This window comes from Enterobacter sp. BNK-13 (assembly GCF_048685015.1).
GTDB lineage: Bacteria > Pseudomonadota > Gammaproteobacteria > Enterobacterales > Enterobacteriaceae > Enterobacter > Enterobacter quasiroggenkampii.
This window is the reverse complement of the sequence record NZ_JBLQTP010000001.1, coordinates 2,507,246-2,534,238: the sequence shown is the minus strand read 5'-3', so window position 1 is coordinate 2,534,238 and position 26,993 is coordinate 2,507,246. Positions and strand designations below refer to the sequence as shown.

24 protein-coding genes are annotated in these 26,993 nt (G+C 58.3%); 18 read left to right on the top strand and 6 right to left on the bottom strand.

Translation table 11 applies throughout. The features are described from left to right. Nucleotide 1 precedes the first annotated feature (1 nt). The 14 genes from ACMGGQ_RS12245 (at nucleotide 2) to ACMGGQ_RS12180 (ending at nucleotide 17,221) form a co-directional block, all read left to right on the top strand. On the top strand, nucleotides 2-760 hold the full coding sequence (locus ACMGGQ_RS12245; RefSeq protein ID WP_420290086.1) for a molecular chaperone: 759 nt from the start codon (nucleotides 2-4) through the stop codon (nucleotides 758-760). Beyond that, nucleotides 736-3,120 (top strand): fimbria/pilus outer membrane usher protein, encoded by a 2,385-nt coding sequence (locus tag ACMGGQ_RS12240; protein ID WP_420290085.1) that lies wholly within the window; start codon nucleotides 736-738, stop codon nucleotides 3,118-3,120. Before ACMGGQ_RS12245 ends, ACMGGQ_RS12240 begins: the two co-directional genes overlap by 25 nt. After that, the gene (locus tag ACMGGQ_RS12235) at nucleotides 3,117-4,079 is read left to right on the top strand and encodes a spore coat U domain-containing protein (RefSeq protein ID WP_420290084.1); all 963 of its coding nucleotides are present in this window, start codon (nucleotides 3,117-3,119) and stop codon (nucleotides 4,077-4,079) included. The genes ACMGGQ_RS12240 and ACMGGQ_RS12235 overlap by 4 nt, the downstream gene beginning before the upstream one ends. An 84-nt stretch (nucleotides 4,080-4,163) precedes the next feature. Next, complete coding sequence (tar, locus tag ACMGGQ_RS12230; protein WP_420290083.1) at nucleotides 4,164-5,831, top strand: methyl-accepting chemotaxis protein II; 1,668 nt, start codon at nucleotides 4,164-4,166, stop codon at nucleotides 5,829-5,831. 44 nt (nucleotides 5,832-5,875) lie between these two features. Next, entirely contained in the window at nucleotides 5,876-7,477 is a 1,602-nt protein-coding gene (tap, locus tag ACMGGQ_RS12225; protein ID WP_262781471.1) for a methyl-accepting chemotaxis protein IV, read from the top strand. 19 nt (nucleotides 7,478-7,496) lie between these two features. Beyond that, nucleotides 7,497-8,363 (top strand): protein-glutamate O-methyltransferase CheR, encoded by an 867-nt coding sequence (cheR, locus tag ACMGGQ_RS12220; protein WP_008500429.1) that lies wholly within the window; start codon nucleotides 7,497-7,499, stop codon nucleotides 8,361-8,363. Next, nucleotides 8,360-9,409, top strand: coding sequence for a protein-glutamate methylesterase/protein-glutamine glutaminase (locus tag ACMGGQ_RS12215; RefSeq protein ID WP_008500430.1), 1,050 nt, complete (start codon nucleotides 8,360-8,362; stop codon nucleotides 9,407-9,409). Before cheR ends, ACMGGQ_RS12215 begins: the two co-directional genes overlap by 4 nt. Nucleotides 9,410-9,426: 17 nt before the next feature. After that, nucleotides 9,427-9,816, top strand: a complete 390-nt coding sequence (gene cheY, locus ACMGGQ_RS12210) for a chemotaxis response regulator CheY (RefSeq protein WP_008500431.1) — start codon at nucleotides 9,427-9,429, stop codon at nucleotides 9,814-9,816. A gap of 10 nt (nucleotides 9,817-9,826) precedes the next feature. Beyond that, nucleotides 9,827-10,471 (top strand): protein phosphatase CheZ, encoded by a 645-nt coding sequence (gene cheZ / locus ACMGGQ_RS12205; RefSeq protein WP_008500432.1) that lies wholly within the window; start codon nucleotides 9,827-9,829, stop codon nucleotides 10,469-10,471. Nucleotides 10,472-10,619: 148 nt separating this feature from the next. Beyond that, a complete protein-coding gene (gene flhB / locus ACMGGQ_RS12200) occupies nucleotides 10,620-11,768 on the top strand; it encodes a flagellar biosynthesis protein FlhB (protein ID WP_021240449.1) in 1,149 nt (382 codons plus the stop codon). Next, nucleotides 11,761-13,839: a flagellar biosynthesis protein FlhA gene (flhA, locus tag ACMGGQ_RS12195; protein ID WP_045908197.1), complete on the top strand. Its 2,079-nt coding sequence runs from the start codon at nucleotides 11,761-11,763 to the stop codon at nucleotides 13,837-13,839. Before flhB ends, flhA begins: the two co-directional genes overlap by 8 nt. After that, on the top strand, nucleotides 13,839-14,231 hold the full coding sequence (flhE, locus tag ACMGGQ_RS12190; protein WP_048029418.1) for a flagellar protein FlhE: 393 nt from the start codon (nucleotides 13,839-13,841) through the stop codon (nucleotides 14,229-14,231). The genes flhA and flhE overlap by 1 nt, the downstream gene beginning before the upstream one ends. 262 nt (nucleotides 14,232-14,493) lie before the next feature. Next, complete coding sequence (locus tag ACMGGQ_RS12185; RefSeq protein ID WP_045908199.1) at nucleotides 14,494-16,077, top strand: MFS transporter; 1,584 nt, start codon at nucleotides 14,494-14,496, stop codon at nucleotides 16,075-16,077. A gap of 4 nt (nucleotides 16,078-16,081) precedes the next feature. Beyond that, entirely contained in the window at nucleotides 16,082-17,221 is a 1,140-nt protein-coding gene (locus tag ACMGGQ_RS12180; protein WP_420290082.1) for a glycoside hydrolase family 88/105 protein, read from the top strand. Nucleotides 17,222-17,296: 75 nt separating this feature from the next. Here the strand turns inward: ACMGGQ_RS12180 and argS are convergent, their stop codons facing one another. Next, complete coding sequence (gene argS, locus ACMGGQ_RS12175; protein ID WP_008500436.1) at nucleotides 17,297-19,030, bottom strand: arginine--tRNA ligase; 1,734 nt, start codon at nucleotides 19,028-19,030, stop codon at nucleotides 17,297-17,299. Between the two features lie 239 nt (nucleotides 19,031-19,269). Between argS and ACMGGQ_RS12170 the strand changes: the two genes are divergently transcribed. Both ACMGGQ_RS12170 and cutC read left to right on the top strand, forming a co-directional pair. After that, nucleotides 19,270-19,839 carry a VOC family protein gene (locus tag ACMGGQ_RS12170; protein WP_069718983.1) on the top strand — a complete coding sequence of 190 codons (570 nt, stop codon included), beginning with the start codon at nucleotides 19,270-19,272 and terminating at the stop codon, nucleotides 19,837-19,839. A 69-nt stretch (nucleotides 19,840-19,908) separates the two neighbouring features. Then, nucleotides 19,909-20,652, top strand: coding sequence for a copper homeostasis protein CutC (gene cutC, locus ACMGGQ_RS12165; protein ID WP_420290081.1), 744 nt, complete (start codon nucleotides 19,909-19,911; stop codon nucleotides 20,650-20,652). Between the two features lie 262 nt (nucleotides 20,653-20,914). Here cutC and cmoB read toward each other — a convergent pair whose 3' ends face one another. Genes cmoB through ACMGGQ_RS12140 form a run of 5 tightly spaced genes read right to left on the bottom strand, consistent with a single transcriptional unit; the run spans nucleotide 20,915 to nucleotide 24,495 of the window. Next, nucleotides 20,915-21,886 carry a tRNA 5-methoxyuridine(34)/uridine 5-oxyacetic acid(34) synthase CmoB gene (cmoB, locus tag ACMGGQ_RS12160; RefSeq protein ID WP_045908203.1) on the bottom strand — a complete coding sequence of 324 codons (972 nt, stop codon included), beginning with the start codon at nucleotides 21,884-21,886 and terminating at the stop codon, nucleotides 20,915-20,917. Next, the gene (gene cmoA / locus ACMGGQ_RS12155; protein ID WP_045908204.1) at nucleotides 21,883-22,626 is read right to left on the bottom strand and encodes a carboxy-S-adenosyl-L-methionine synthase CmoA; all 744 of its coding nucleotides are present in this window, start codon (nucleotides 22,624-22,626) and stop codon (nucleotides 21,883-21,885) included. The genes cmoB and cmoA overlap by 4 nt, the downstream gene beginning before the upstream one ends. Before the next feature lie 40 nt (nucleotides 22,627-22,666). Then, on the bottom strand, nucleotides 22,667-23,062 hold the full coding sequence (locus tag ACMGGQ_RS12150) for an MAPEG family protein (RefSeq protein ID WP_021240443.1): 396 nt from the start codon (nucleotides 23,060-23,062) through the stop codon (nucleotides 22,667-22,669). 51 nt (nucleotides 23,063-23,113) lie between these two features. After that, nucleotides 23,114-23,932, bottom strand: a complete 819-nt coding sequence (locus tag ACMGGQ_RS12145) for a DUF72 domain-containing protein (RefSeq protein WP_262810788.1) — start codon at nucleotides 23,930-23,932, stop codon at nucleotides 23,114-23,116. Beyond that, a complete protein-coding gene (locus ACMGGQ_RS12140) occupies nucleotides 23,929-24,495 on the bottom strand; it encodes a hydrolase (protein ID WP_048029423.1) in 567 nt (188 codons plus the stop codon). Before ACMGGQ_RS12140 ends, ACMGGQ_RS12145 begins: the two co-directional genes overlap by 4 nt. 263 nt (nucleotides 24,496-24,758) lie before the next feature. Between ACMGGQ_RS12140 and aspS the strand changes: the two genes are divergently transcribed. Further along, entirely contained in the window at nucleotides 24,759-26,531 is a 1,773-nt protein-coding gene (gene aspS / locus ACMGGQ_RS12135; RefSeq protein ID WP_032675040.1) for an aspartate--tRNA ligase, read from the top strand. Between the two features lies 1 nt (nucleotide 26,532). Then, nucleotides 26,533-26,976 (top strand): dihydroneopterin triphosphate diphosphatase, encoded by a 444-nt coding sequence (nudB, locus tag ACMGGQ_RS12130; RefSeq protein ID WP_008500446.1) that lies wholly within the window; start codon nucleotides 26,533-26,535, stop codon nucleotides 26,974-26,976. Nucleotides 26,977-26,993: the final 17 nt, after the last annotated feature.

The window sequence follows — 26,993 nt, the reverse complement described above, 5'->3', positions numbered from 1 at the left end:
GATGAAGCCAATTTTCAGACCTGTTTGTCTGGCGGGCGCGTTGGGAATGGCTGTGGCAACCGGTCAGGCGCAGGCGGCAGCCACCATTCTGCTCTGGCCGATCGACCCGTGGCTTGCGGCAGACGCCAACGCCACGGAACTGTGGATCCAGAACCAGGGAAACAGCGCCACAACGATGCAGGTGCGCATTGTGCGCTGGAAACAGGAGGACGGACACGAGCGCTACACCGCACAGCAGGATGTGGTCGCCAGCCCGCCCATCGTCACGATTGGCACAGGCAGCAAGCAGCTTATCCGCCTTATTAAGCAGGCGCCCGTTCCCGCGGGCATCGAACAAGCCTACCGCATTATCGTGGATGAAATTCCTCAGCCTGATGCCAAAGCAGAACCCACCATCGGCCTCAAATTGCAGATGCGTTACTCCATTCCGCTGTTTGTGTATGGTCAGGGGATCCCGACCATTAAAGAGGGGGCGCATCACGCCCTGGTGGAGACCCGAAACCTGAGCTGGCGGGTGACGCGAACGGATGGGCAGCCGGCACTGGAGGTCCGGAATCGGGGGGATGTCCATGTCAGGCTGAGCCAGGTGGCGCTGGAGCAGGGAGGACAGAAACGCACGGTTGCGGAGGGATTGCTGGGTTACGTACTTCCCGGTAGCACCCGCAGCTGGCCGGTACCCGCGGGCGTTCGTCAGCCGGAGCGGATGAGCGCGCAGATTAATGCCAGGGACGTACAATGGCAGTCGACGCCCGTCAACTGAAGCCGGCGATGATGATACTGCTTTGCGTCAGTTCGGCGACCTGGGCTGAGCCCGGCGATGACAGCCTGCCTCCGCCGCCCCAGGCACAGGCGATACATGATGAAGCGGTCTTCCAGCTTGCCCTCGTGCTCAACCACTACGACACCGGTCTGGTCGTGCCTGTGACGCAGCGTAAAGGCGCTTTCTTTATCTCCAGCGCCGACCTGCTGCGTGCGGGGTTGCCACCGGAACATGTTCCTGCCGGCGAGGTAAATCTCTCTTCGCTTTCACAGGTGAGGGTCGAGTACGACAGCGCAGCGCAGCGCCTGCTGCTGACCGTTCCCCGCGACTGGGTCGCGTCCCGCGTGACGCCGTTCAGCGCGCAAGCGACGCAGGCCAAACCGCACTTCGGGCGCGGCGCGCTGCTCAATTACGATCTTTACACCAACCACACGGAGCACATCGGCGGACAGGCGTCTCTCTGGCATGAGTTCCGCTACTTTAACGAGAACGGTTCGTTTTCCTCCACCGGCTATGCCCGCGAAAATTTCACCGGCAACGAGGGTCAGCAGGAGGGGTATGTCCGCTATGACACAACCCTGCTGTTCACCAATGAGGATGACGCGATGAGCTGGAGCGTCGGGGACGTGATCAGCGATGCCCTGAGCTGGAGTTCCAGCGTGCGGATGGGGGGGATCAGCGTCGGGCGGGATTTCTCCCTTCGGCCTGACCTGGTGACGTGGCCGCTGCCCGAGTTCGCCGGGGAAGCGGCGGTACCCACCTCGGTCGATCTTTTTATCAACGGGTATCGCTCCGGCTCAACCCAGCTTCAGCCGGGCCCCTTCACCCTGACCAATCTGCCCTATATCAACGGCGCCGGGGATGCGGTGCTGGTCACGACGGATGCGCTGGGGCGACAGGTCAGCACCACGCTGCCGTTTTACGTCACCAGCGACTTGCTTAAAAAAGGGCTGAGCGACGGCGCCGTGACGCTGGGCAGCCTGCGGCGTAATTACGGTATCAGGAATTTTGACTACGGCTCCGCGGCAGGCAGCGGCTCGTATCGCTACGGGGTGACGGACTGGCTGACCGTGGAAGGGCATGCGGAAGGGGCGCAGGAGCTGGCGCTGGGCGGGGCAGGGACGGTGATAAAACTCGGCCAGTTTGGCGTGGTGAATACCGCTTACTCGCAGAGCCGCATGCGCGGGGATACGGGCGGGCAAATAAACTGGGGTTACCAGTACAGCACCAGCGAGTTTAGCATCGCCACTCAGCACACGCGCCGTGACCGCGGTTTTGGCAATCTGGCCCTTTACGACCAGCCGACGGTGTATGACGAGAACAATAAACCCATCGCCAGCTTCAGCCGCAATACGGACCAGTATTCTCTGACCTTCAATCTGGGACAGTACGGCAACATCGGCGCGGCCTGGATCGGCGTGGAAAGTTTTGACAGTCAAAAAACCGAGCTGCTTAATCTCTCATGGAGCCGCAATTTGTGGGGCGCGAGCAGTATTTACCTCGCCGGAAGCCGGGACCAGCAGCGGGGAGACTGGACGGTCGCGCTGTCGCTGCAGGTGCCGCTGGGGGCACGCGACAGCGCCGCGTTCACCGTTGAAAACACCCCGGATGCCGGCAGTACCCAGCGCATCAACTATAACCACGCCATGCCGTCTGACGGCGGCTTTAGCTGGAACATGGCCTGGGCCAACCAGTCAAAATCCAGTGATTATCAACAGGGCACGCTGGGCTGGCGTAATAACAATATTGAACTGCAGGGCGGCGGCTACGGCGAAAGGGACATGATGACCTGGTGGGGCGAGGCGATGGGCGCGATTGTTCTGATGGACGGCGAGCTGTTTGCCGCGAATAAGATCAACGATGCGTTTGTCGTCATCAGTACCGACGGTCATCCGGATGTGCCCGTCAGCTATGAAAATCAGCCCGTCGGTAAAACGAATAACAACGGTTACCTGCTGGTCAGCGGGGTGTCGGCGTATTATCCGGCTAGTTACCGCATTGATACCCTGAACCTGCCGGCGGATACCCGTCTGAAAGAGACCGAGCGGCGGATCGCGATCCGGCGTCACAGCGGCTATCTGGTTGATTTCCCAATGGAGCAGGAGCGGGTGGCAAGCGTCATTCTGCACGATGTACGCGGCCAGGCGCTGCCGGTGGGAAGCCAGGTCCGACGCGCTTCGCGCAGCAATGCGGTGGTGGGGTATGACGGCATCGCCTGGCTGGAAAATCTTAGTGATGTTAACCCGTTGGAGGTGATCGCGCCTGATGGAAAACGCTGCAGGGCTACCCTGACCGTGGGAGCCAACCCGGAGCACAAGCTGCAAACCTACGGTCCGCTGGTGTGCCGGGAGGCGCCATGAAGCGCCTGCTGCTGTTTATACTGCTGCTGTTTTCCGGCGGCGGCTGGGCGGCGTGTACCGTCAGTACGGTCAACGCCTCGTTTGGCAGCGTCACGTCGTTTGCGCTCAGCGGAACCGGGGAGGTGGAAACCACCGGCACGCTGGTGGTGGCCTGCGATGCCATACTGAATCTGTTGACCAACGACTCGGTGACGCTGACCTATACCGCGGCATCGGTCTCGGGCAGCAGTCGGGCCACCATGAAACGCACGGACAACGCGGCCATCACGGACGTGATCCCCACCCGGCTGTGCGGACTCGCGGGCTGCGCGAGCAGCAGCGAGGTACAGATAAGCAAATCGTATACCTGGAGCGGGAATACGCTACTGGGGTTGCTGGGGTCAAAGCAGTACAACATCCCGCTCTATTTCCGTACCGTCGCCGGACAGAACGTTTCTGCCGGGCCGTATCAGGTGCAGTTAACCTTCAGCGTTAACTACAGCGTCTGCTCCGTGGGCGCGCTCGGTATTTGCACAATCAATCAGACGGGCACGGCGACGACCACCATTCTCCTTAACCTGACCGTGACCAACGACTGCAGCGCCATGACCACGCCGGACGTCAACTTCAACAGCGCGCCGCTGGTGCAAAGTTTCCCTACCGTCTCGCAGGCGATTGCCGTCACCTGTACCAAAGGCAGCACGTATACCATCGGCATTAACAACGGTGCTAACGCGCTGAATAACGTGCGCCGGATGGTAAGCGGCAGTAACTACCTGAGTTATGACATCTATAAAGAAGCCACGGGTAACCGCTGGGGCGGCAGCGGCAGCGAACGCTGGACCAGCGCGACGTCGTCGCAGGTCAGTACCGATGGTCTCCTGCGTACCTACAACTACACCGCGAAAGTGCTGACCAATCAGGCCACGCCACCCGCCGGAACCTACACCGATACGCTGATTGTCGACGTGGCTTTCTAACCCCGCGCTTTTCCCTTTCGCAAATGTAAAGTTCCTGTTGGCTGTGCCGATAACACCGTTAATAAATCTATGAGAAGGTGTTGTATGTTGAACCGTATCCGCGTTGTCACAATGCTCATGATGGTGCTGGTCATTTTCGCACTTCTTCAGCTCATCTCCGGCGGGCTTTTTTTCTCGTCATTAAAACAGAACCAGGACAGCTTTGCGGCCTCGAACGATCTCCGCCTGCAGCAGAGTGAGCTCACCTCAACGTGGGATCTGATGCTGCAAACGCGTATCAACCTGAGCCGCTCGTCCGCGCGCATGATGATGGATCCCAACAATCAGCAGAGCAGCGCGAAAACCGATCTGTTGAAAAATGCCCGTGCCACCCTCGCTGACGCCGCAAAACATTACGACGCCTTCAAAAAGATTACCCCGCAGCCTGCGATGGAGCAGGTGAGCCAGAACATTGACGAAAAATACAACGCCTATCATGCCGGTCTGGCAGAGCTGATTCAGTTCCTTGAGAGCGGCAACATGGACGCCTATTTCGCGCAGCCGACGCAGGGGATGCAAAACGCCCTCGGCGCGGCGCTGGGGGAGTACGCGAAGGTCAGTGGCGATCTGTATCACTCCGCGTTTGCTGAAAGCCAGAATGACTACCGCTTTGCGAAATGGCAGATGGCGGTGTTGGCGCTGGCGCTGGTCATTGTGCTGATCGCGGTCTGGTACGGCATTCGCCATATCCTGCTGAACCCTCTCGGTCGCGTCATTGCCCACATTCGTGACATTGCCGGCGGTGACCTGACCAAAACGCTGACCGTGTCCGGGCGTAATGAGATCACCGAGCTGGCAAACAGCGTTGACCATATGCAGCGTTCTCTTATCGATACCGTCGCCAACGTGCGTAGCGGCACGGATGCCATCTATACCGGCACCAGCGAAATTGCGATGGGCAATAACGACCTTTCTTCGCGCACCGAACAGCAGGCGTCCGCCCTGGAAGAGACGGCGGCCAGCATGGAGCAGCTCACCGCGACCGTGAAGCAGAACGCCGATAACGCCCGCCAGGCGTCTCTGTTGGCGGAAAGCGCCTCCGAGACGGCACAGCGTGGCGGCCGCGTGGTGGATGGTGTGGTGAAAACCATGCACGACATCGCCGAGAGCTCGAAGAAAATCGCCGACATCATCAGCGTCATCGACGGCATTGCCTTCCAGACCAACATTCTGGCGCTGAACGCCGCCGTGGAAGCGGCGCGTGCGGGCGAGCAGGGACGCGGGTTTGCCGTGGTGGCCGGGGAAGTGCGCAACCTGGCCAGCCGCAGCGCCAATGCGGCAAAAGAGATCAAGTCGCTGATAGAAGATTCCGTCTCCCGCGTGGATACCGGCTCCGTGCTGGTGGAAAGCGCCGGGGAGACCATGAATGACATCGTGAATGCTGTCACCCGCGTGACGGACATCATGGGTGAAATCGCCTCTGCGTCTGATGAGCAGAGTCGTGGTATCGACCAGGTTGCTCTGGCGGTATCGGAAATGGATCGCGTGACACAGCAAAACGCCGCGCTGGTGCAGGAGTCCGCTGCGGCGGCCGCTGCGCTGGAAGACCAGGCAAGCCGTCTGAAGATGGCCGTCTCGGCGTTTCGTCTCGCTTCACTCGCTGGAAACACGGTTACCCCGCAGGCGACGTACCGTGCGCCAGCCGCTGAACCGGCTGCAAACCGTACGCGTACCGCGACGACCGGACAAGATGAAAACTGGGAAACATTTTGACTGACAATTAAACCGCGGCTGCTTGCCGCTTGATGGGAGCGTGGATGTTAAATCGTATTCGTATCTCGACCACACTGTTTTTGATTCTGATCCTTTGCGGTGTGTTGCAGGTTGGCAGTAACGGGTTGTCTTTTTGGGCGTTTCGCGATGGCTATCAGAATTTGCAGGACGTTGAGGCGAGTAATCAGCAGCGCTCCGCACTGGCACAAACCCGTGCCGTGCTGTTGCAGGCAAGCACTGCGCTGAACAAGGCGGGAACCTTAACCGCGCTAAGTTATCCGCCGGATGACATTAAGGCGCTGATGGCCACCGCGCGCGACAGCCTGAAACAGGCTGACGCACAGTTTAAGGCCTTTACGGCACAGGCCACCGGTAGCGAGAAAGAGAAAGCGCTGAAGGCCGCCATGAAGACCCATTTTGAACAGTGGTACAGCGATCTGGACCATCAGGCGACGTGGCTTGAGAACAACCAGCTGTCGGACTTTATGACCGCGCCGGTTCAGGCCTCGCAGGCCGCGTTTGACGGCAGCTTTAACGCGTGGCAGCAGGATATTAACCAGTCTGTCCAGCGTGCCGGTGAACAGAGCCGCCAAAGCTATCACATGTCGGGCGTCATCTTTGCCGTGGTGGTGATTCTGGCAGGGTTGCTGACCGGTGCCGCGCTGCTCTGGTCGCGCAGAATGATTGTGCAGCCGCTGGCCATTATTAGCAGCCACTTCGACAGTATTGCGAAAGGCGACCTGGCGCGTCCGGTGGCGGTGTTCGGCAAGAACGAAATTTCGGCGATTTTTGCCAGCCTGAAGGCGATGCAGGGATCGCTGCGGGAAACGGTATCCGACGTGCGTCAGGGCAGTTATGCCATGCACACCGGGATCTCAGAGATTGCGGCGGGTAACAACGATCTCTCGTCCCGCACCGAGCAGCAGGCGGCCTCGCTGGCGCAGACGGCAGCCAGTATGGAGCAACTGACCGCGACGGTAAGCCAGAACGCCGATAACGCGCGTCAGGCGTCTGACCTGTCAAAACAGGCGGCGATGACGGCGAAGAAGGGTGGCGACCAGGCGTCCCACGTCGCCAGCACCATGCAGGAGATCGCCACCAGTTCACAGAAAATTGGTGACATCATCAGCGTGATTGACGGTATCGCGTTCCAGACCAACATTCTGGCGCTGAATGCCGCAGTAGAAGCCGCGCGTGCCGGGGAGCAGGGGCGCGGGTTTGCGGTGGTGGCGGGTGAAGTGCGTAACCTGGCGAGCCGCAGCGCCAACGCGGCGAAAGAAATTAAGGTGCTGATCGAAGAGTCAGTTTCACGCGTTCAGCAGGGCTCAACGCTTGTGGATACCGCGGCGAAAACCATGCACGAAATCGTCACCTCCGTGACGCGGGTGAACGACATCATGGGCGAGATTGCCTCGGCGTCGGATGAACAGCGTCGCGGCATTGAGCAGGTTGCCCAGGCGGTGAGCCAGATGGATCAGGTGACGCAACAGAACGCCTCGTTAGTTGAGGAAGCGGCAGCGGCAACCGATCAGCTGGCCAGCCAGGCGGATCGTCTGACCGGGCTGGTCGCGGTATTTAATGTGAAAGAGCACGTTGAAGCAGTAACAGAAGTCGGGCGGTCGCAGGCCGTGCCAGTTGTATCCTGAATGTAATTAAGAAGGCGCTATGACATCACCAATGCCCCCTGGGCAAACGTCATTATTGTTGCAGATGACACAGCGCCTCGCGCTGTCCGACGCGCATTTTCGTCGGATATGTCAGTTAATCTACCAGCGTGCGGGGATCGTGCTTGCGGATCATAAGCGGGACATGGTCTACAACCGTCTGGTGCGGCGCTTGCGTACGCTGGGGCTGGATGATTTTGGCCGCTATCTGAGCATGCTCGAGGCGAACCAGAACAGCGCAGAGTGGCAGGCTTTTATTAACTCGTTAACCACCAACCTGACGGCGTTTTTCCGCGAGGCTCACCACTTCCCGGTTCTGGCCGAGCATGCGCGCCGTCGCACCGGGGAGTATCGCGTCTGGAGTGCGGCCGCCTCGACGGGTGAAGAGCCTTACTCGCTGGCGATCACCCTTGCCGATACGCTGGGGATGGCGCCCGGGCGCTGGAAGGTCTACGCCAGCGATATCGATACCGAAGTGCTGGAGAAGGCGCGTAACGGCGTTTATCGCCAGGATGAACTGAAAACGCTGTCGCCGCAGCAGCTGCAGCGTTATTTCATGCGCGGGACGGGCCCGCATGAAGGCCTGGTACGCGTACGCCAGGAGCTGGCGAACTGCGTCGAATTCGCGCCCGTTAACCTGCTGGATAAGCAGTACAACGTGCCGGGGCCTTTCGACGCCATTTTTTGCCGTAACGTCATGATCTATTTTGATAAAACGACGCAACAGGACATTTTGCGTCGGTTTGTTCCGTTGCTCAAGCCTGACGGTTTACTGTTTGCCGGGCACTCGGAAAACTTCAGCAACCTCGTGCGTGAGTTTAGCCTGCGTGGGCAAACGGTATATGCGCTGAGTAAGGAAAAAGCATGAGTAAAATCAGGGTATTGTCTGTCGATGATTCAGCGCTGATGCGTCAGATCATGACTGAAATTATCAATAGCCACAGCGACATGGAGATGGTGGCAACCGCGCCTGATCCGCTGGTAGCGCGGGATTTAATTAAAAAATATAACCCCGACGTGCTAACGCTGGATGTCGAGATGCCGCGCATGGATGGCATAGATTTCCTCGAAAAATTAATGCGGCTGCGGCCCATGCCGGTGGTGATGGTCTCCTCCCTGACCGGGAAAGGATCGGAAATCACCCTGCGTGCGCTGGAGCTGGGGGCGGTGGATTTTGTCACCAAGCCGCAGCTCGGCATCCGTGAAGGGATGCTGGCGTACAGCGAGATGATCGCCGAGAAGATCCGCACCGCGTCGCGGGCGAAGCTTGCCGCCCACACGCCGATGGCCGCGCCGGCGACCCTGAAGGCCGGTCCTTTACTCAGCTCGGAAAAACTGCTGGTCATTGGGGCGTCAACCGGAGGAACAGAGGCAATTCGTCATGTACTCCAGCCATTGCCGCTCTCAAGTCCGGGTATTCTGATCACTCAGCATATGCCGCCAGGCTTTACCCGTTCGTTCGCAGAACGCCTGAACAAGCTGTGCCAGATCAGCGTGAAAGAGGCGGAAGACGGCGAGCGCGTGCTCCCGGGGCATGCCTATATCGCGCCGGGCGACAAGCATATGGAGCTGGCGCGCAGCGGCGCTAACTATCAAATCAAAATTCATGACGGACCGCCGGTCAACCGGCACCGTCCGTCGGTGGATGTGCTGTTTCATTCGGTGGCGAAACATGCGGGGCGCAACGCCGTGGGGGTGATCCTGACGGGGATGGGCAACGACGGTGCCGCCGGAATGCTTGCAATGCACCAGGCTGGCGCCTGGACGATTGCGCAGAATGAAGCAAGTTGTGTGGTGTTCGGCATGCCGCGCGAGGCCATCAATATGGGTGGCGTGAGCGAAGTGGTCGATCTTAGCCAGGTAAGCCAGCAGATGCTGGCGAAAATCAGTGCCGGACAGGCAATACGTATTTGACTCAGGAGTATTATTTTATGGCGGATAAAGAGCTTAAGTTTTTGGTTGTGGATGACTTTTCCACCATGCGTCGCATTGTGCGCAACCTGCTGAAAGAGCTGGGCTTCAACAACGTTGAAGAAGCAGAAGACGGCGTTGATGCGCTGAACAAACTGCAGGCTGGCGGGTTTGGTTTTGTGATCTCCGACTGGAACATGCCAAACATGGACGGTCTGGAACTGTTAAAAACCATTCGTGCTGATGCGGGAATGGCGTCCATGCCGGTTCTGATGGTCACGGCAGAAGCGAAGAAAGAGAACATCATTGCCGCTGCACAGGCGGGCGCAAGCGGCTATGTGGTGAAGCCATTCACCGCGGCGACCCTGGAAGAGAAGCTCGGTAAGATCTTCGAGAAACTCGGCATGTGAGGTGTTGGTTATGATGCAACCTGCTATGAAACCCGTTGAAGAACACTCGCCGAGCGACATCATCGTCCGCATCGGCAGCCTGACGCGCATGCTGCGTGACAGCCTGCGTGAGCTGGGTCTGGATCAGGCGATTGCGGAAGCGGCGGAAGCGATTCCTGATGCCCGCGATCGTCTGGACTACGTCGTGCAGATGACCGCTCAGGCCGCTGAACGTGCGCTGAACAGCGTTGAAGCGTCACAGCCGCACCAGGATGCGATGGAAAAGGGAGCGAAAGCGCTGACCAAACGCTGGGACGAGTGGTTTGAGAACCCTATCGAGCTGGCGGATGCCCGCGAGCTGGTGACCGATACCCGCCAGTTCCTGGGGGATGTGCCGGGTCACACCAGCTTCACCAATGCCCAGCTGCTGGACATCATGATGGCGCAGGATTTCCAGGACCTGACCGGTCAGGTTATCAAGCGCATGATGGATGTGATCCAGGAGATTGAGCGCCAGCTGCTGATGGTGCTGCTGGAGAACATCCCGGAACCGGCAGCCCGTCCAAAACGCGAGAACGAAAGCCTGCTCAATGGTCCACAGCTCGACGCCAGCAAGGCGGGCGTGGTGGCAAGCCAGGATCAGGTAGACGACCTGCTGGACAGCCTCGGCTTCTGATGGTCCATTGCGCCTCAGGGGATGGATGCCCCCTGAGGCGGTTTGCGACAAAATCACCGAAAAGAGCCCGAATAAACGGGCTTTTCCCGCCATTGGATTTCCGCTGCGCTGGCATGATACCCGTGACGTAATGGGCTGAGCGTGCACAGTGGCAGAAGAGAACGACGACAAAACGGAAGCCCCCACACCCCACCGACTAGAAAAGGCGCGTGAGGAAGGGCAAATCCCCCGATCCCGAGAATTGACCTCCCTGCTGATCCTTATCGTAGGCGTGTGCATTATCTGGTGGGGCGGGGAGTCGCTCGCCCGCAAGCTGGCGGGCATGCTGTCAACCGGCTTACGTTTTGACCACAGTATGGTCAACGATCCGAATCTGATCCTCAGCCAGATTATCCAGCTGATTAAAGGGGCCATGGTTGCGCTGCTGCCCCTTATCACCGGGGTTGTGCTGGTCGCGCTGGTCTCGCCGGTGATGCTCGGCGGTCTGGTCTTCAGCGCCAAATCGCTGCAGCCGAAATTTTCCAAACTGAACCCGCTGCCGGGCATTGCGAAAATGTTCTCTGCGCAGACCGGGGCCGAGCTGCTCAAAGCCATTCTCAAATCGGTGCTGATGGGCAGCTCCGCGGGGTTTTACCTCTGGTACCACTGGCCGGAAATGATGCGTCTCATCAGCGAATCGCCTCTCACCGCGATGAGCAATGCCCTGAATCTGGTCGGACTCTGCGCGCTGCTGGTGGTGCTCAGCATTATCCCGATGGTGGGTTTTGACGTGATCTTCCAGCTCTATACCCACTTCAAGAAACTGCGGATGTCACGTCAGGATATCCGTGACGAATATAAGCAGATGGAAGGTGACCCGCACGTGAAGGGGCGTATCCGCCAGATGCAACGTGCCGCCGCCCGTCGCCGCATGATGGACGATGTGCCCAAGGCCGACGTCATCGTCACCAACCCGACACACTACTCCGTTGCGCTGCGCTATGACGAAAACAAAATGAGCGCGCCGAAAGTGGTGGCAAAAGGGGCGGGGCTGATCGCTTTGCGTATCCGGGAAATTGGTACCGAACACCGCGTGCCGATCCTGGAAGCGCCTCCGCTGGCGCGTGCCCTGTACCGCCATGCGGATATTGGACAACAGATCCCGGGACAACTCTACGCCGCCGTGGCGGAAGTGCTGGCCTGGGTGTGGCAATTGAAGCGCTGGCGTCTGGCCGGCGGTCAACGGCCTGTGAAACCTGAGAACCTTCCGGTGCCTGCCGCGCTGGATTTTATGAACGAGAAGGACACTGATGGCTAATCTGGTGGCAATGTTGCGCCTGCCCGGCAACCTGAAATCGACCCAATGGCAGATCCTGGCCGGGCCGATTCTGATCCTGCTAATTCTGTCGATGATGGTACTGCCGCTCCCGGCGTTCATCCTCGACCTGCTTTTCACTTTCAATATCGCGCTGTCCATCATGGTGCTGCTGGTGGCGATGTTCACCCAGCGTACCCTGGAGTTCGCCGCGTTCCCGACCATCCTGCTGTTTACCACCTTGCTGCGACTGGCGCTGAACGTGGCGTCCACGCGTATCATCCTGATGGAAGGTCACACCGGGGCGGCAGCGGCAGGTAAAGTGGTGGAAGCGTTCGGCCACTTCCTGGTGGGCGGTAATTTCGCTATCGGTATCGTGGTGTTTGTCATCCTCGTGATCATCAACTTTATGGTCATCACCAAAGGTGCAGGGCGTATTGCGGAAGTGGGCGCGCGCTTTGTGCTGGACGGGATGCCGGGCAAGCAGATGGCGATCGACGCCGACCTGAACGCCGGTCTTATCGCCGAAGATGAAGCCAAAAAGCGCCGTGCGGAAGTGACGCAGGAGGCGGACTTCTACGGCTCCATGGACGGTGCGAGTAAGTTTGTCCGCGGTGACGCCATCGCGGGCATTCTGATCATGGTGATTAACGTGGTCGGCGGCCTGCTGGTGGGCGTGTTGCAGCATGGGATGGACATGGGCCACGCGGCGGAAAGCTATACGCTGCTGACCATCGGTGACGGTCTGGTCGCGCAGATCCCGGCGCTGGTGATTTCCACTGCGGCGGGTGTCATCGTGACCCGCGTGAGCACCGATCAGGACGTTGGCGAGCAGATGGTGGGCCAGCTGTTCAGTAACCCGCGCGTGATGCTGCTGGCCGCGGCGGTTCTCGGGTTGCTCGGTCTGGTGCCGGGTATGCCAAACCTCGTTTTCCTGCTGTTTACGGCGGCGCTGCTGGGCCTTGCCTGGTGGATGCGTGGCCGTGAAACCAAACCGGCAGCGGAACCTGTGCCGGTCAAAATGCCGGAGAATAACCAGGCCGTTGAAGCGACCTGGAACGACGTTCAGCTCGAAGATTCCCTGGGAATGGAAGTCGGGTATCGCCTGATCCCGATGGTCGATTTCCAGCAGGACGGCGAGCTGCTCGGTCGTATCCGCAGTATCCGTAAAAAATTCGCCCAGGACATGGGCTTCCTGCCGCCGGTCGTTCACATCCGCGACAATATGGACCTGCCACCCGCGCGCTACCGCATCCTGATGAAAGGCGTTGAAATCGGCAGCGGTGATGCCTATCCGGGCCGCTGGCTGGCGATTAACCCCGGCACCGCCGCAGGCACGCTGCCGGGCGAGCAAACTATCGACCCGGCCTTTGGTCTGGCCGCGATCTGGATTGAAAGCGCGCTGAAAGAGCAGGCGCAGATCCAGGGTTATACGGTTGTTGAAGCCAGTACCGTGGTGGCGACCCATCTTAATCACCTGATTGGGCAATTCTCGGCGGAGCTGTTTGGCCGTCAGGAAGCGCAGCAGCTGCTGGACCGCGTCACGCAGGAGATGCCGAAGCTGACGGAAGATCTGGTCCCGGGCGTGCTGACCTTAACCACGCTGCATAAGGTGCTGCAAAACCTGCTCGACGAGAAGGTGCCGATCCGCGATATGCGCACCATTCTGGAAACCCTTGCCGAGCACGCGCCGATACAAAGCGATCCGCACGAGCTGACGGCGGTGGTGCGCGTGGCGCTGGGACGGGCAATCACCCAGCAGTGGTTCCCGGGAACCGGGGAAGTGCAGGTGATCGGCCTCGATACGCCGCTTGAGCGTCTGCTGCTGCAAGCTCTGCAAGGCGGGGGCGGCCTGGAGCCGGGCCTGGCGGACCGTCTGCTGGCGCAAACCCAGGAGGCGCTGGCGCGTCAGGAGATGCTGGGGGCGCCGCCGGTGCTGCTGGTGAACCACGCGCTGCGTCCGCTGCTGTCGCGCTTCCTGCGTCGCAGCCTGAACCAGCTGGTCGTGCTGTCGAATCTGGAGCTGTCGGATAACCGTCATATCCGCATGACCGCGACGATTGGAGGAAAATAATGCGTAAGTGGCTTTGGATAGTGCTCTTCCCGCTGGCAGCGCAGGCTGCCGGGGGAGGTACCTGGCAGGCGAGCAGCATGGGGGTGACCCTCAGCAACCGCGGTGTTGCCATGTCGTCTAACCCGCTGTCGCCTTCGGAAGAGGTTTCCGGTCAGATGGGCCTTGTGGTCTGGAACTACCGGCTGATTGGCCCTACGCCAGCGGGCTTGCGGGTGCGCCTCTGCTCTCAGACGCGCTGTACCGAAATCGACGGCGAAAATGGAACAACGCAGGCGTTCAACGGCGTGCCAGCTATTGAGCCTTTGCGTTTCATCTGGGAAGTGCCGGGCGGAGGACGTTTGATCCCGGCGCTGAAGGTACAGAGCAATTCTGTCATCGTGAACTACCGCTAACACCCTGCCTTTTCACCAGCCATCAGGCAATTTTGATGGCTGGCTCTCAAAACTGACCTCGCCTTTTGATCAAAAAGAAACACTGTTTTATAAATCAGTGACGCGCGTAACCATACTCTTTGTATTTTTGCCATTCCCCCTCTTTGCAATGGCAGAAACAGAAAGGTATCAACAAGCCGATGCAATTACTGTAGCCGTATTAAAGCTCCCGGACGAGGCTTGCTTGCAGGGAGTCTCCCAAAACTGATTAGGGTTGACGGCAATGAAAACACGTAAAATTGGACTCGCGAATTATCTTGCGTACGGATCAGGTGATTTCCTTGGGGCGGGTACCACCGCCCTGACGGCGGCCTGGCTTTTATATTTTTATACCACCTTCTGCGGACTCTCACCGATCGAAGCAACGTTCATCTTTGCCGCGGCAAGGGTGCTGGACGCCGTAGTTAGCCCGTTAATGGGCTTTTTAACCGATAACTTTGGTACGACCTGGCTCGGTAAGCGCTTTGGCCGTCGTAAATTCTTTATCCTGCTGGGTATTCCGTGCGTGTTCAGCTACTCGCTGATGTGGGTTGGGGACATGAGCTTCTGGTATTACCTGCTGACCTATCTGGTGTTTGATATTGTCTACACCATGATTCTGGTGCCGTACGAAACGCTGGTGCCGGAAATGACTGACGACTTTAAACAGAAAACGAAGTTCTCCGGGGCGCGCATCTCTATGGCGCAGATGTCCGCCATTCTGGCCTCCTTCCTGCCGGGGATCCTGTTGACCCACTTCGGCAAAGACAACGCGGTTTCCTTCTTCTACGCAAGCCTGGTCTTCTCTGTGCTCTGCGCGCTGATGCTGACCTTCGTCTGGTGCTTCACCTGGGAGCGCCCCCGCGAAGAGTGGTCTGAAGCGGCGCTGCGTGCTGAAGAAGAGAAGAAGAAACTGACGCTGGGGCAGAGCCTCAACCGGTTGATCGTTGAGTTAAGCTCCACGCTGCGTATCAAAATTTTCCGTCAGCATCTGGGCATGTACCTCGGTGGCTATATCGCGCAGGACGTGTTTAACGCGGTATTCACCTACTACGTGGTGTTCGTGCTGATGCAGGAAGCGTCAATGGCGTCCAGTCTGCTGGGCACGATGGCTATCTTCCAGTTCATTGCGGTTATCGCCATGATCCCGCTGTGTATCCGCTTCGGGCCTGCACCGTCCTACCGCATGGTTGTGGTGCTGTTTGGCCTGGCGTCTCTCTCATACGCCGTACTCTATTATGCTGGCCTGAGCGACGTCTACGCTCTGCTGTTGCTGATCTCTGCGGTAGCAGGGCTGGGTCGTGGCGGTATCAACTACGTGCCATGGAATACCTACACCTACATCGCTGACGTGGATGAAGTGATCACCGGCCAGCGCCGCGAAGGGATTTTCGCGGGCATCATGACCCTCACCCGCAAGGCGTCGCAGGCCGGTGCGGTGATGCTGGTGGGCATCGTGATGCAGATGTCCGGCTTTGTCAGTGGTCAGAAAGTGCAGCCTGCGGAAGTAAGCCACACCATTTTGATGATCCTGAGCGTGGGCACCATCCTGGTGCTGTTCTGCGGCTTCCTTGTTTCCCTGCGCTTCAAACTCAATTTGCAAACCCACAGCACGCTGCGCGAGGAGACCGCGAAAATGCGTGAGAGTGGTCATGCGATGCCTGAGTCAGCGACGCCACACGCCCGCGCCACCGTCGAGATGCTGGCCGGTATGCCTTATGAGTCACTGTGGGGCAATAACAACATCGGTTATCTGAATCGCAATAAGCCAGCGGCACCTTCTCTCAAGGATCGCGCGGTACTGAATTCGACATACAACAGAGGTTAAGATCATGAAAGTTTGGCCTGTCAAACATAGCCCGTTATTACGTCAGCCAGAACGCTTTATCGCCCGGGACGAGCTGAAATCGCTGATTCAAAAGGTGACGCATAATCTGGTCAATATCCGCGACAAAACGGGGGAATTTTTGCTGCGGCTGGACGACGGGCGCGTGATCGACACCAAAGGCTGGGCCGGATGGGAGTGGACGCACGGCGTCGGCCTGTATGGTATCTGGCAGTATTACTGCCAGACCGGCGAGGAAGGTATGCGCGACATCATCGACAGCTGGTTTGCCGACCGCTTTGCGGAAGGCGCAACCACCAAAAACGTGAATACCATGTCGCCGTTCCTGACGCTCGCTTATCGTTACGAAGAGACCCAAAATCAGGCCTGGCTGCCGTGGCTGGAAAGCTGGGCGGAATGGGCGATGGCGGAGATGCCGCGCACTGAACACGGCGGGATGCAGCACATCACCCTGGCGGAAGAGAACCATCAGCAGATGTGGGACGACACGCTAATGATGACGGTGCTGCCGCTGGCGAAAATCGGCAAGCTGCTCAACAAACCGGAGTACGTTGAAGAGGCGGTGTATCAGTTCCTGCTGCACGTGCAGAATCTGATGGACCGGGAGACCGGGCTGTGGTTCCACGGCTGGAGCTATGACGGTAATCATAACTTTGCCCGTGCCCGCTGGGCGCGCGGCAACAGCTGGCTCACCATCGTGATCCCGGACTTCCTCGAACTGGTGGATCTGCCGGAAAACAACGCCGTGCGCCGCTACCTGGTGCAGGTATTGAACGCGCAGATTGCCGCGCTGGCGAAGTGTCAGGACGGGAGTGGTTTGTGGCACACGCTGCTTGACGATCCACATTCTTATCTTGAGGCGTCCGCCACGGCAGGGTTTGCCTACGGCATTCTGAAAGCCGTGCGCAAGCGCTATGTTGGCGCGGAGTATGCTGAGGTGGCAGAAAAAGCGATTCGCGGTATCGTCAAGAATATCTCGCCGGAAGGCGAGCTGTTGCAAACGTCGTTCGGCACGGGCATGGGGAGCGATCTTGAGTTTTATCGTCAGATCCCGCTGACCTCAATGCCGTATGGGCAGGCGATGGCGATACTGTGTCTGACGGAGTATTTGCGGAAATACTTCTGAACCTGTGAATATTCCCGGTGGCGCTGCGTTTACCGGGCTACAAAACAAAACCCGGCTTGCGCCGGGTTTTTTGCATTACATACGTTCTACGGTTTCGATACCCAGGGTATCCAGACCCAGCTTCAGGGTCTTCGCCGTCAGTTGCGCCAGCTTCAGGCGGCTGTTGCGGACCGATTCATTCTCCGCGGAGAGAATAGGGCAGTGCTCGTAGAAGCCGGAGAACAGACCCGCGAGATCGTACAGGTAAGCGCACATCACGTGCGGCGTGCCGTCACGTGCGACCACGGTCAGCGTCTCTTCGAACTGCAGCAGACGCGCTGCCAGCTGTGCTTCACGATCTTCCGTGATGGTCACGGTGGCATTCGCCAGCACGCTTTCGTCGATATTGGCTTTACGGAAGACCGACAGCACCCGGGTATAGGCGTACTGCATGTATGGCGCCGTGTTGCCTTCAAACGCCAGCATGTTATCCCAGTCGAAGATATAGTCGGTGGTACGGTTTTTGGACAGGTCAGCGTATTTCACCGCACCGATACCCACGGCGTTGGCCAGTTTTTCCAGCTCGTCGGCCGGCATGTCCGGATTCTTCTCGGCCACCAGACGACGGGCGCGTTCCAGCGCTTCGTCCAGCAGGTCGGACAGCTTCACGGTCCCGCCCGCACGGGTTTTGAACGGCTTGCCGTCTTTGCCCAGCATCATGCCGAACATATGGTGTTCCAGCGGAACGCTGTCCGGCACGTAACCGGCTTTACGCACGATCGTCCACGCCTGCATCAGGTGCTGGTGCTGACGGGAGTCGATGTAGTACAGCACGCGGTCGGCATGCAGCGTTTCGTAACGGTATTTCGCACAGGCGATGTCGGTCGTGGTGTAGAGATAGCCGCCATCCTTTTTCTGGATGATCACGCCCATCGGTTCGCCTTCCTTGTTTTTGTACTCATCAAGGAACACAACCGTTGCGCCTTCGCTCTCAACCGCCAGGTTTTTCGCTTTCAGGTCAGCCACAATGCCGGGCAGCATTGGGTTATACAGGCTTTCACCCATCACGTCGTCACGGGTCAGGGTGACGTTCAGACGGTTATAGGTCAGCTGGTTCTGAGACATAGTGATGTCAACCAGCTTGCGCCACATCTCGAGGAAGTATTGATCGCCGCCCTGCAGTTTTACCACGTAGCTGCGCGCGCGCTCGGCAAAGGCTTCGTCTTCGTCGTAGTGTTTTTTGGCTTCACGATAGAACCCTTCCAGGTCCGCCAGCGCCATTTCGCCCGCGTTTTCCTGCTGCTGTTTTTCCAGGTAAGCAATCAGCATCCCGAACTGGGTACCCCAGTCGCCCACGTGGTTCGCGCGGATCACCTTGTGACCGAGGAACTCGAGCGTACGCACCGCGGCATCACCGATGATGGTGGAGCGCAGGTGGCCAACGTGCATCTCTTTCGCCACGTTCGGGGCAGAGTAGTCGATCACGACGGTCTGCGCTTCCGGCTGGGAAACACCCAGACGGTCAGATTTCAGCGCCGCGTCAACGTGGCTTGCCAGGAAGGCAGGCTCAAGGAAGATGTTGATAAAGCCCGGGCCGGCGATTTCGGTTTTGCTGGCAATGCCGGCGAGATCCAGATGCGTCAGTACCTGCTCAGCGAGCTGTCGCGGCGGCATGCCCAGTTTTTTAGCCACTGCCATCACGCCATTAGCCTGATAGTCGCCAAACTGTACTTTTGCTGACTGACGAACCTGCGGTTCGCAATCCGCAGGCGCGCCTGCGGCAATCAGTGCCTGACTGACTTTTTCGGAGAGAAGAGCCTGAATATTCACCTGGATACCTTACTTTTTTGATGCGGGCTCACAACCACCCGCGCCAGTTAGAGAATTTAGGGCGGGAGTATACTGCAAATGCCTTCTGCCGTCAGCATCGCGGGGCCTGAAGATTGCTCAGAATCCAGGCTAAGAAGGTGTGCATAAACATGCAATCATAAAAAGCCGGATTCTGCGGTTGGTCAAAACAGGGCAACAGAGTAAATTAGCGGCTTTGCGACACGAAAAGAGAGTGACTTATGGCGAACTGGCAATCCATTGACGAACTGCATGATATTTCCGCAGATTTACCGCGTTTCACCCAGGCGTTCACAGAACTTGCCACCCGTCTGGGTCTGGATATTGCGCCGCTTGAGGCCGATCACATCTCTTTGCGCTGCCATCAGAATGCCACCGCAGAGCGCTGGCGTCGTGGGTTCGAACAGTGCGGCGAGTTACTGTCCGAGAACATCATTAACGGTCGGCCTATTTGCCTGTTCAGGCTGCGTGAGCCGGTGAACGTGGCCCACTGGCAATTCACCGTGGTTGAACTGCCGTGGCCGGGCGAGAAGCGCTATCCGCACGAAGGGTGGGAGCACATTGAGATTGTCCTGCCGGGCGAGCCGGAGACATTGAACGCGCGTGCGCTGGCCCTGTTAGCTGACGAAGGCTTAAGCCAGCCAGGGATTTTTGTGAAGACCAGTTCACCCAAAGGTGAGCGCGAGCGATTACCGAATCCGACGCTGGCCGTCACGGACGGGAAGGTCACGGTGAAGTTTCATCCCTGGACCATTGAGCAGATCGTTGCCAGTGAAGCGCAAGAGATGTGAGTTCCCGCCGGGACTGAAAGCGGACGGCATGTCATGATGGCTCGTTTGGTGGGAGTAAAGGAGGATTAAATGGCGCTGCTGGAGATTTGCTGTTACAGCGTGGAGTGCGCCGTCACCGCGCAAAAACACGGGGCTGACCGCATTGAACTGTGTGCGGCACCCAAAGAGGGCGGGCTGACGCCTTCTTACGGTGTGCTGAGGGCCGCCCGTCAGGCCGTCACCATTCCCGTTCACCCGATTATTCGTCCGCGCGGCGGTGATTTTTGTTACACGGCGGGCGAGTTCGGTGCCATGCTTGAAGACATCGCCCTCGTTCGCGACCTGGGGTTCCCGGGGCTGGTCACCGGCCTGCTGGATGAAGACGGTAATATCGACCTCCCGCGCATGCGTCAGGTCATGAGCGCCGCGAAGGGGCTGGCCGTCACGTTTCATCGCGCATTTGATATGTGTAAAGACCCGCTTCAGGCCTTTGAATCGCTTGGAGAACTTGGCGTGGCACGCGTTCTGACCTCGGGTCAACAGGCGTCCGCAGAAAAAGGAATGCAATTAATTACGGAACTAAACGCACATTCCCGCGTTCCAATAATAATGGCGGGTGCGGGAGTCCGTGCCAGCAATCTGGAACTGTTTTTAAACGCCGGGGTAAAAGAGCTGCACAGCTCGGCAGGCAAATGGATGCCGTCACCCATGCGTTATCGCAATACAGGATTGTCTATGTCGACGGATGCTGAAGCGGATGAGTATTCACGCTACGGTGTCGAGGGAGAGTCGGTTGCGGAAATGAAGTCGCTGATTGAGCGCCATCACGTGTAGCAACGTACCGATTTTTACCGCGCATCATGTCGCCCAATATGATGCTTGCTTGTACCAGGCCCCTGCAAATTACACAGGGGCCTTTTTTTCTCCTTCATATTTCAAGCCGCAGCCGCGTTGGCCGCCTCGCTCACCCCGGTCACTTACTGATGTAAGCTCCCGGGGATTCGCTGCGTTGCCGCCTTGCTGCAACTTGAACTATTTTGGAGAAAACGTGCGACGCGTAGGCTGGGTAAGGCGCAGCCGCCATCCGGCTAACAGGTTACGGCTTTGTCGCTATCAGCACCGCACGCATCGGCGCCGGATAGCCTTCAATGGTTTTGCTGTGATCGGTCGGGTCGAGGAACTGCTCCAGCGATTCGGTGATCATCCAGTCGGTGCGACGCTGCTCTTCGATTGAGGTCACGCTGACATCGGCAATCCGCACGTCCACAAACCCGCATTTCTCCAGCCAGTTCTTCAGCGCCAGCGCGGAAGGGATGAAGTAAACGTTGCGCATCTGCGCGTAGCGATCGCCCGGCACCAGAACGGCATGTTCATCCCCTTCGATGACCAGCGTTTCCAGCACCAGCTCGCCGCCGCTGACCAGTTGATCTTTCAATTGCCACAGGTGCTCCAGCGGGGAACGACGGTGGTACAGCACGCCCATGGAGAACACGGTATCAAACGCTTTCAGAGCGGGCAGTTGCTCAATACCCAGCGGCAGCAGGTGGGCGCGCTGGTCGTTACCCAGCAGCTTACGTACCGCTTCAAACTGGCACAGGAACAGCTGCATCGGGTCAATACCCACCGCCAGATGCGCGCCCGCGCCAATCATGCGCCACATGTGGTAACCGCTGCCGCAGCCCACGTCCAGAATGGTGCGCCCGGTCAGGTCAGAAAGGTGGGGCAGAACGCGATCCCATTTCCAGTCTGAGCGCCATTCGGTATTGATGTTCACGCCGTACAGCGAGAACGGCCCTTTGCGCCACGGCATCAGGTTGCGCATCAGCGTTTCGATGCGGTTGATCTGCCCTGGCGGAAGCGGTTCTTCACTCTCAGCGGTGACGCTGTGCAGGAGATCCAGACGATGCGGGGTCAGCTCGGGCAGAAACTCCACCGCATTCGCCCACTGCTTTAACAGGCCGTGCTGCTGATCGCGCTGCCAGGCGGCAATCTGCGCAGGCAGCGTCTCCAGCCAGTGTGAGAGCTGATTTTTGGCAATCAGCTGATAGAAGTTACTGAACTCGATCATGCCGGTTTCCCCGCTTTCAGCGCCACCAGCGAACCAAAGTTGAAGCACTGGAACCACAGTTCGCTATGCTCAAATCCGGCCTGACGCAGGCGCGCCTTGTGGGTTTCTACGGAGTCCGTCAGCATCACGTTTTCGAGCATGCTGCGCTTCTGGCTGATCTCCAGCTCGCTGTAGCCGTTCGCACGCTTGAAATCGTGGTGCATATTGAACAGCAGCTCGCCAACCTCGGCATCTTCAAAACTGAATTTCTCTGAGAGCACCAGCGCGCCGCCAGGATTCAGCCCCTGATAAATTTTGTCCAGCAGCAACTGGCGGTCTTCCGGCACCAGGAACTGCAGCGTGAAATTCAGCACGACCATGGACGCGTTAGTGATCTCAATCTCGCGGATATCGCCTTCCACCACGTCCACTGGCACAGGGGCTTTGTAGGCGTCAATATGACGACGGCAGCGTTCAACCATCGCCGGGGAGTTATCGACGGCTATGATTCGGCAGCCTTCGTGGTGAACGTTACGACGAACCGACAGCGTTGCCGCGCCGAGCGAGCAGCCCAGGTCATAGACCTGCGTGCCGGGTTGAACGAAGCGCTCAGCCAGCATGCCGATCATAGAGATAATATTGGAATAACCGGGAACAGAGCGCTGGATCATATCCGGGAAGACTTCGGCTACCCGTTCATCGAAGGTCCAGTCGCCCAGGCTGGCGATAGGCGCGGAAAAAAGCGTGTCGCGATCTGACATAACGTAAAAATCCGGGAAAAATAAAGTGGCGTATTGTGCGCTAATGGAGGGAGAAAACCAACTCCCACGGCATATACCACAGGTTAGCCAGCACCATCAGCAAAAGTGAACACCAGGTCGCACTCATGCCGGAACGACGCCAGCGGATTAAGCGGTGGTGAAAACCGTAATAGTGCATCAGGCGGCCAGCGATAAGCAGCAGGCCACAGATGTGCACCATCCAGGTTTCTGCGCCATTCATCTCCATAAACAGCAGCAGGATTAAGGCCGCGGGGATGTATTCGACCGCATTGCCGTGAATGCGGATTGCGCTTTGCAGTTCGGAAAATCCGCCGTCACCGTAGGAGACGCGGTAGAGCGTTCTGAGGCGCACAACATCAAATGAAAATTTAATCAGCAGTAATGCACCTAACACCGCATACAGCGCGCTGACCATACAAACTCCCTGTTTTTGGCAGATGGCACTTCACTATGATAGGGGGTGATATCAGAAAAGAGAAGATTGTTGTGGGATGGAAGGGGCGCTGCCCACGGACGGCACCGCAGTCTGCAAGGCCTGCCACAGAGCATCGACCAGTTCGGGAGCCTGGGCAATATCCGGCGTGTGCAAAAAGAGATACGGCGTGGTGGTGTGTTCCCACGAGGCCAGTTTTTCCAGCCAGACGGCGAACAGCGCCTGGTTTTGCTGCATGTTATCGCTGCCGATAAACCTGACCATGGGGTTCTGCGCGGTCACCACAGCATGAACGGGCACTTTTGGCTTTTTACGCTGCGCCTCAATGATGGCCTCACTGTGCGGTATCGCGCTGTGCACCGGACGGCTATCGAGGATCACCCGGTTAACGGAACGCTCGAGAAGGCCGCGGTTGAGCGCTTTTTCTGCTTCGCCCTTCCCAAAGAAGTCCTGGTGTCGAACTTCCACGCCGTAGGTAAACTCCCGGGGCAGGGCGTCCAGAAACGTCCACAGTGCGGGCAGGTCGCGCGGGCCAAAGACGGCCGGAAGCTGCAGCCAGTACTGGCCAATGCGGTTTGCCAGAGGCGCCATCCGGGCAAAGAATTCGTCGGTCAACTCACCGCAGTTTCGCAGCGCGGCCTGGTGAGAAATGGTCGCCGGAAACTTGAAGCAGAAGCGGAAGTCGTCGGTCGTTTGTTCCCGCCAGCGCGCAACAATCTCGGCTTTCGGGAGCGCATAGAGGGTAGTGTTACCCTCGACGCAGTTGAAGTGTCGGGCATACTCTTCAAGGCTGGTGATGCCAAGGCGCACCCATTTCGGGTGCGACCACTGGGGTAAACCGACATACATCATAGCGCGCTGACAATCTCATCCGTGCTGCGCACGCGGCCGATGCGCGGGAAGATGTGGGTCATGCTGCCCTGGTGCTGTTCCGCGGAGGCCGCGCTGCAGGCATCTTCGGCGATCACCAGATTAAAGCCGAGCTCCCACGCGTTGCGGGCAGTCGATTCCACGCCGATGTTGGTGGAAATACCGCACAGGATAATGGTGTCAATGCCGCGACGGCGGAGCTGCAGCTCAAGATCGGTGCCGTAAAATGCGCCCCACTGGCGTTTGGTGACTTCGATGTCGCTGTCGCGTTTGCCAAGCGAGACCGGGTACGTCCACCAGTTTTCCGGCAGGGCTCGCGCGGGTGCCTGCGCATCAACGGGCTGTTTTAACGCTTCGGCGTAATCCGCAGACCAGCCGACGCGCACCATGACAACCGGGGCACCGCTGGCGCGGCATTTTTCCGCCAGGCGGGCGGTGCGGCTGACTACATCGTCCGCGGTATGCGGGCCACCGGCGAAGGGCAAAATGCCTTCCTGTAAATCAATGACTACAAGCGCGGTTTTTCTGGCATCAAGGGTTAACATCGTTACTCCCGTTAAATTAATCACTTCCAGACACCATACGACGTGATGGCCTGTTATTGGTCGCATAATTTTGTTAATTTTTGTGAGAATGCGCAATAAGAGTGCAGCAAACGACCGCCTGGCCGTGGTTCGCTCTTATCGTCCGGCGGAATTTCCAGTATAATAGCCGCCTTTTTTCATCCAGTTGTGACATACAGAAAGCTGCGACATAGTAGCCTGCATACCAGGCGACATTTAGCCTGCGGCTAATTAAGGGATATCTCATGCGTACAGAATATTGCGGGCAGCTGCGTCAGTCCCACGTCGGACAGCAGGTCACCCTGTGTGGTTGGGTCAATCGTCGTCGTGATCTTGGTAGCCTTATCTTCATCGATATGCGCGACCGCGAAGGTATCGTTCAGGTGTTCTTCGATCCGGATCGCGCAGATGCGTTGAAGCTGGCCTCTGAGCTGCGTAATGAGTTCTGCATTCAGGTCACCGGCACCGTACGTGCGCGTGACGAGAAAAACGTTAACGCCGACATGGCGACGGGTGCCATTGAAGTGCTGGCGTCCGATCTGACGATCATCAACCGTGCTGAAGCGCTGCCGCTGGACTCCAACCACGTCAACACCGAAGAAGCGCGTCTGAAATACCGCTACCTGGATCTGCGTCGCCCGGAAATGGCTCAGCGCCTGAAAACCCGTGCGAAAATCACCAGCCTGGTGCGTCGCTTTATGGATGACCACGGTTTCCTCGATATCGAAACCCCGATGCTGACCAAAGCCACGCCGGAAGGCGCGCGCGATTACCTGGTGCCATCCCGTGTTCATAAAGGCAAATTCTACGCGCTGCCGCAGTCTCCACAGCTGTTCAAACAGCTGCTGATGATGTCCGGATTCGATCGCTACTATCAGATCGTGAAATGCTTCCGCGACGAAGACCTGCGTGCTGACCGCCAGCCTGAATTTACCCAGATCGATGTGGAAACCTCCTTCATGACCGCCGAGCAGGTGCGTGAAGTGATGGAAGCTCTGGTGCGTAGCCTGTGGAATGACGTGAAAGGCGTTGAGCTGGGCGATTTCCCAATCATGACCTTCGCGGAAGCCGAGCGTCGCTATGGCTCTGACAAACCAGACCTGCGTAACCCAATGGAGCTGGTAGACGTAGCTGATCTGGTTAAAAACGTGGAGTTCGCGGTATTCGCGGGCCCGGCTAACGACGCCAAAGGCCGCGTAGCAGCGCTGCGTGTACCGGGCGGAGCGGCTCTGAGCCGTAAGCAGATCGACGACTACGGTAACTTCATCAAGATCTACGGCGCGAAAGGTCTGGCCTATATTAAAGTGACCGAGCGTGCGAAAGGTCTGGAAGGTATCACCAGCCCGGTCGCGAAATTCCTGAACGCAGACATCGTTGAAGCGATCCTGGAGCGCACCGGCGCGCAGGACGGCGACATGATCTTCTTCGGTGCAGACAACAAGAAAGTCGTTGCGGATGCGATGGGCGCGCTGCGTCTGAAGCTCGGCAAAGACCTGAACCTGACCGACGAGAGCAAATGGGCGCCGCTGTGGGTTATCGACTTCCCAATGTTTGAAGACGACGGTGAGGGCGGCCTGACCGCGATGCACCACCCGTTCACTTCGCCTAAAGAGATGACGGCGGCAGAGCTGAAAGCGGCACCGGAAGAGGCGGTCGCCAACGCCTACGATATGGTCATTAACGGCTACGAAGTGGGCGGCGGTTCCGTGCGTATTCACAGCGGTGAAATGCAGCAAACCGTGTTCGGCATCCTGGGCATCAACGAGCAGGAGCAGCGTGAGAAATTCGGCTTCCTGCTGGACGCGCTGAAATACGGTACGCCTCCGCACGCGGGTCTGGCTTTCGGTCTTGACCGTCTGACCATGCTGCTGACCGGCACCGATAACATCCGTGATGTGATCGCCTTCCCGAAAACCACTGCCGCCGCGTGTCTGATGACCGAAGCGCCAAGCTTTGCCAACCCGGCCGCACTGGCTGAGCTGGGCATTGAGGTGGTGAAGAAGGAAGAGAAAAACTGATATGACATATAAGCTCCCCGTTTCGGTTCTGGTGGTCATTTATGCAGAAGACACGAAGCGGGTGCTGATGTTGCAGCGGCGCGATGACCCTGAATTCTGGCAGTCGGTTACCGGCAGTCTGGAAGAGGGGGAAACCGCGCCGCAGGCCGCCGCGCGTGAAGTAAAGGAAGAGGTCGCCATTGACGTTGCCCGCGAGCAACTGACCCTGAAGGACTGTCAGCGCACGGTGGAGTTTGAAATTTTTAGCCATTTACGTCATCGCTACGCGCCGGGTACCGAGCGCAATACGGAATCGTGGTTCTGTCTCGCGCTCCCCCATGAACGGGAGATCGTGTTTACCGAACACCTGACCTACCGCTGGGTGAATGCGGCGGATGCCGCCGCACTGACCAAGTCGTGGAGCAACCGGCAGGCGATTGAAGAATTTGTAATTAACGCAGCCTGAAAAGGCGCGATTTTTGG

Coding starts and splice junctions, on each gene's coding strand:
- ACMGGQ_RS12215 (WP_008500430.1), top strand. CDS start 8,360: ATGAGTAAAATCAGGGTATTGTCTGTCGATGATTCAGCGCTGATGCGT.
- ACMGGQ_RS12245 (WP_420290086.1), top strand. CDS start 2: ATGAAGCCAATTTTCAGACCTGTTTGTCTGGCGGGCGCGTTGGGAATG.
- cmoB (WP_045908203.1), bottom strand. CDS start 21,886: ATGATCGAGTTCAGTAACTTCTATCAGCTGATTGCCAAAAATCAGCTC.
- ACMGGQ_RS12185 (WP_045908199.1), top strand. CDS start 14,494: ATGAAAACACGTAAAATTGGACTCGCGAATTATCTTGCGTACGGATCA.
- ACMGGQ_RS12150 (WP_021240443.1), bottom strand. CDS start 23,062: ATGGTCAGCGCGCTGTATGCGGTGTTAGGTGCATTACTGCTGATTAAA.
- ACMGGQ_RS12145 (WP_262810788.1), bottom strand. CDS start 23,932: ATGATGTATGTCGGTTTACCCCAGTGGTCGCACCCGAAATGGGTGCGC.
- ACMGGQ_RS12140 (WP_048029423.1), bottom strand. CDS start 24,495: ATGTTAACCCTTGATGCCAGAAAAACCGCGCTTGTAGTCATTGATTTA.
- flhE (WP_048029418.1), top strand. CDS start 13,839: ATGCGTAAGTGGCTTTGGATAGTGCTCTTCCCGCTGGCAGCGCAGGCT.
- flhA (WP_045908197.1), top strand. CDS start 11,761: ATGGCTAATCTGGTGGCAATGTTGCGCCTGCCCGGCAACCTGAAATCG.
- cheY (WP_008500431.1), top strand. CDS start 9,427: ATGGCGGATAAAGAGCTTAAGTTTTTGGTTGTGGATGACTTTTCCACC.
- ACMGGQ_RS12180 (WP_420290082.1), top strand. CDS start 16,082: ATGAAAGTTTGGCCTGTCAAACATAGCCCGTTATTACGTCAGCCAGAA.
- cutC (WP_420290081.1), top strand. CDS start 19,909: ATGGCGCTGCTGGAGATTTGCTGTTACAGCGTGGAGTGCGCCGTCACC.
- tar (WP_420290083.1), top strand. CDS start 4,164: ATGTTGAACCGTATCCGCGTTGTCACAATGCTCATGATGGTGCTGGTC.
- ACMGGQ_RS12240 (WP_420290085.1), top strand. CDS start 736: ATGGCAGTCGACGCCCGTCAACTGAAGCCGGCGATGATGATACTGCTT.
- cmoA (WP_045908204.1), bottom strand. CDS start 22,626: ATGTCAGATCGCGACACGCTTTTTTCCGCGCCTATCGCCAGCCTGGGC.
- aspS (WP_032675040.1), top strand. CDS start 24,759: ATGCGTACAGAATATTGCGGGCAGCTGCGTCAGTCCCACGTCGGACAG.
- tap (WP_262781471.1), top strand. CDS start 5,876: ATGTTAAATCGTATTCGTATCTCGACCACACTGTTTTTGATTCTGATC.
- ACMGGQ_RS12170 (WP_069718983.1), top strand. CDS start 19,270: ATGGCGAACTGGCAATCCATTGACGAACTGCATGATATTTCCGCAGAT.
- nudB (WP_008500446.1), top strand. CDS start 26,533: ATGACATATAAGCTCCCCGTTTCGGTTCTGGTGGTCATTTATGCAGAA.
- cheR (WP_008500429.1), top strand. CDS start 7,497: ATGACATCACCAATGCCCCCTGGGCAAACGTCATTATTGTTGCAGATG.
- cheZ (WP_008500432.1), top strand. CDS start 9,827: ATGATGCAACCTGCTATGAAACCCGTTGAAGAACACTCGCCGAGCGAC.
- ACMGGQ_RS12235 (WP_420290084.1), top strand. CDS start 3,117: ATGAAGCGCCTGCTGCTGTTTATACTGCTGCTGTTTTCCGGCGGCGGC.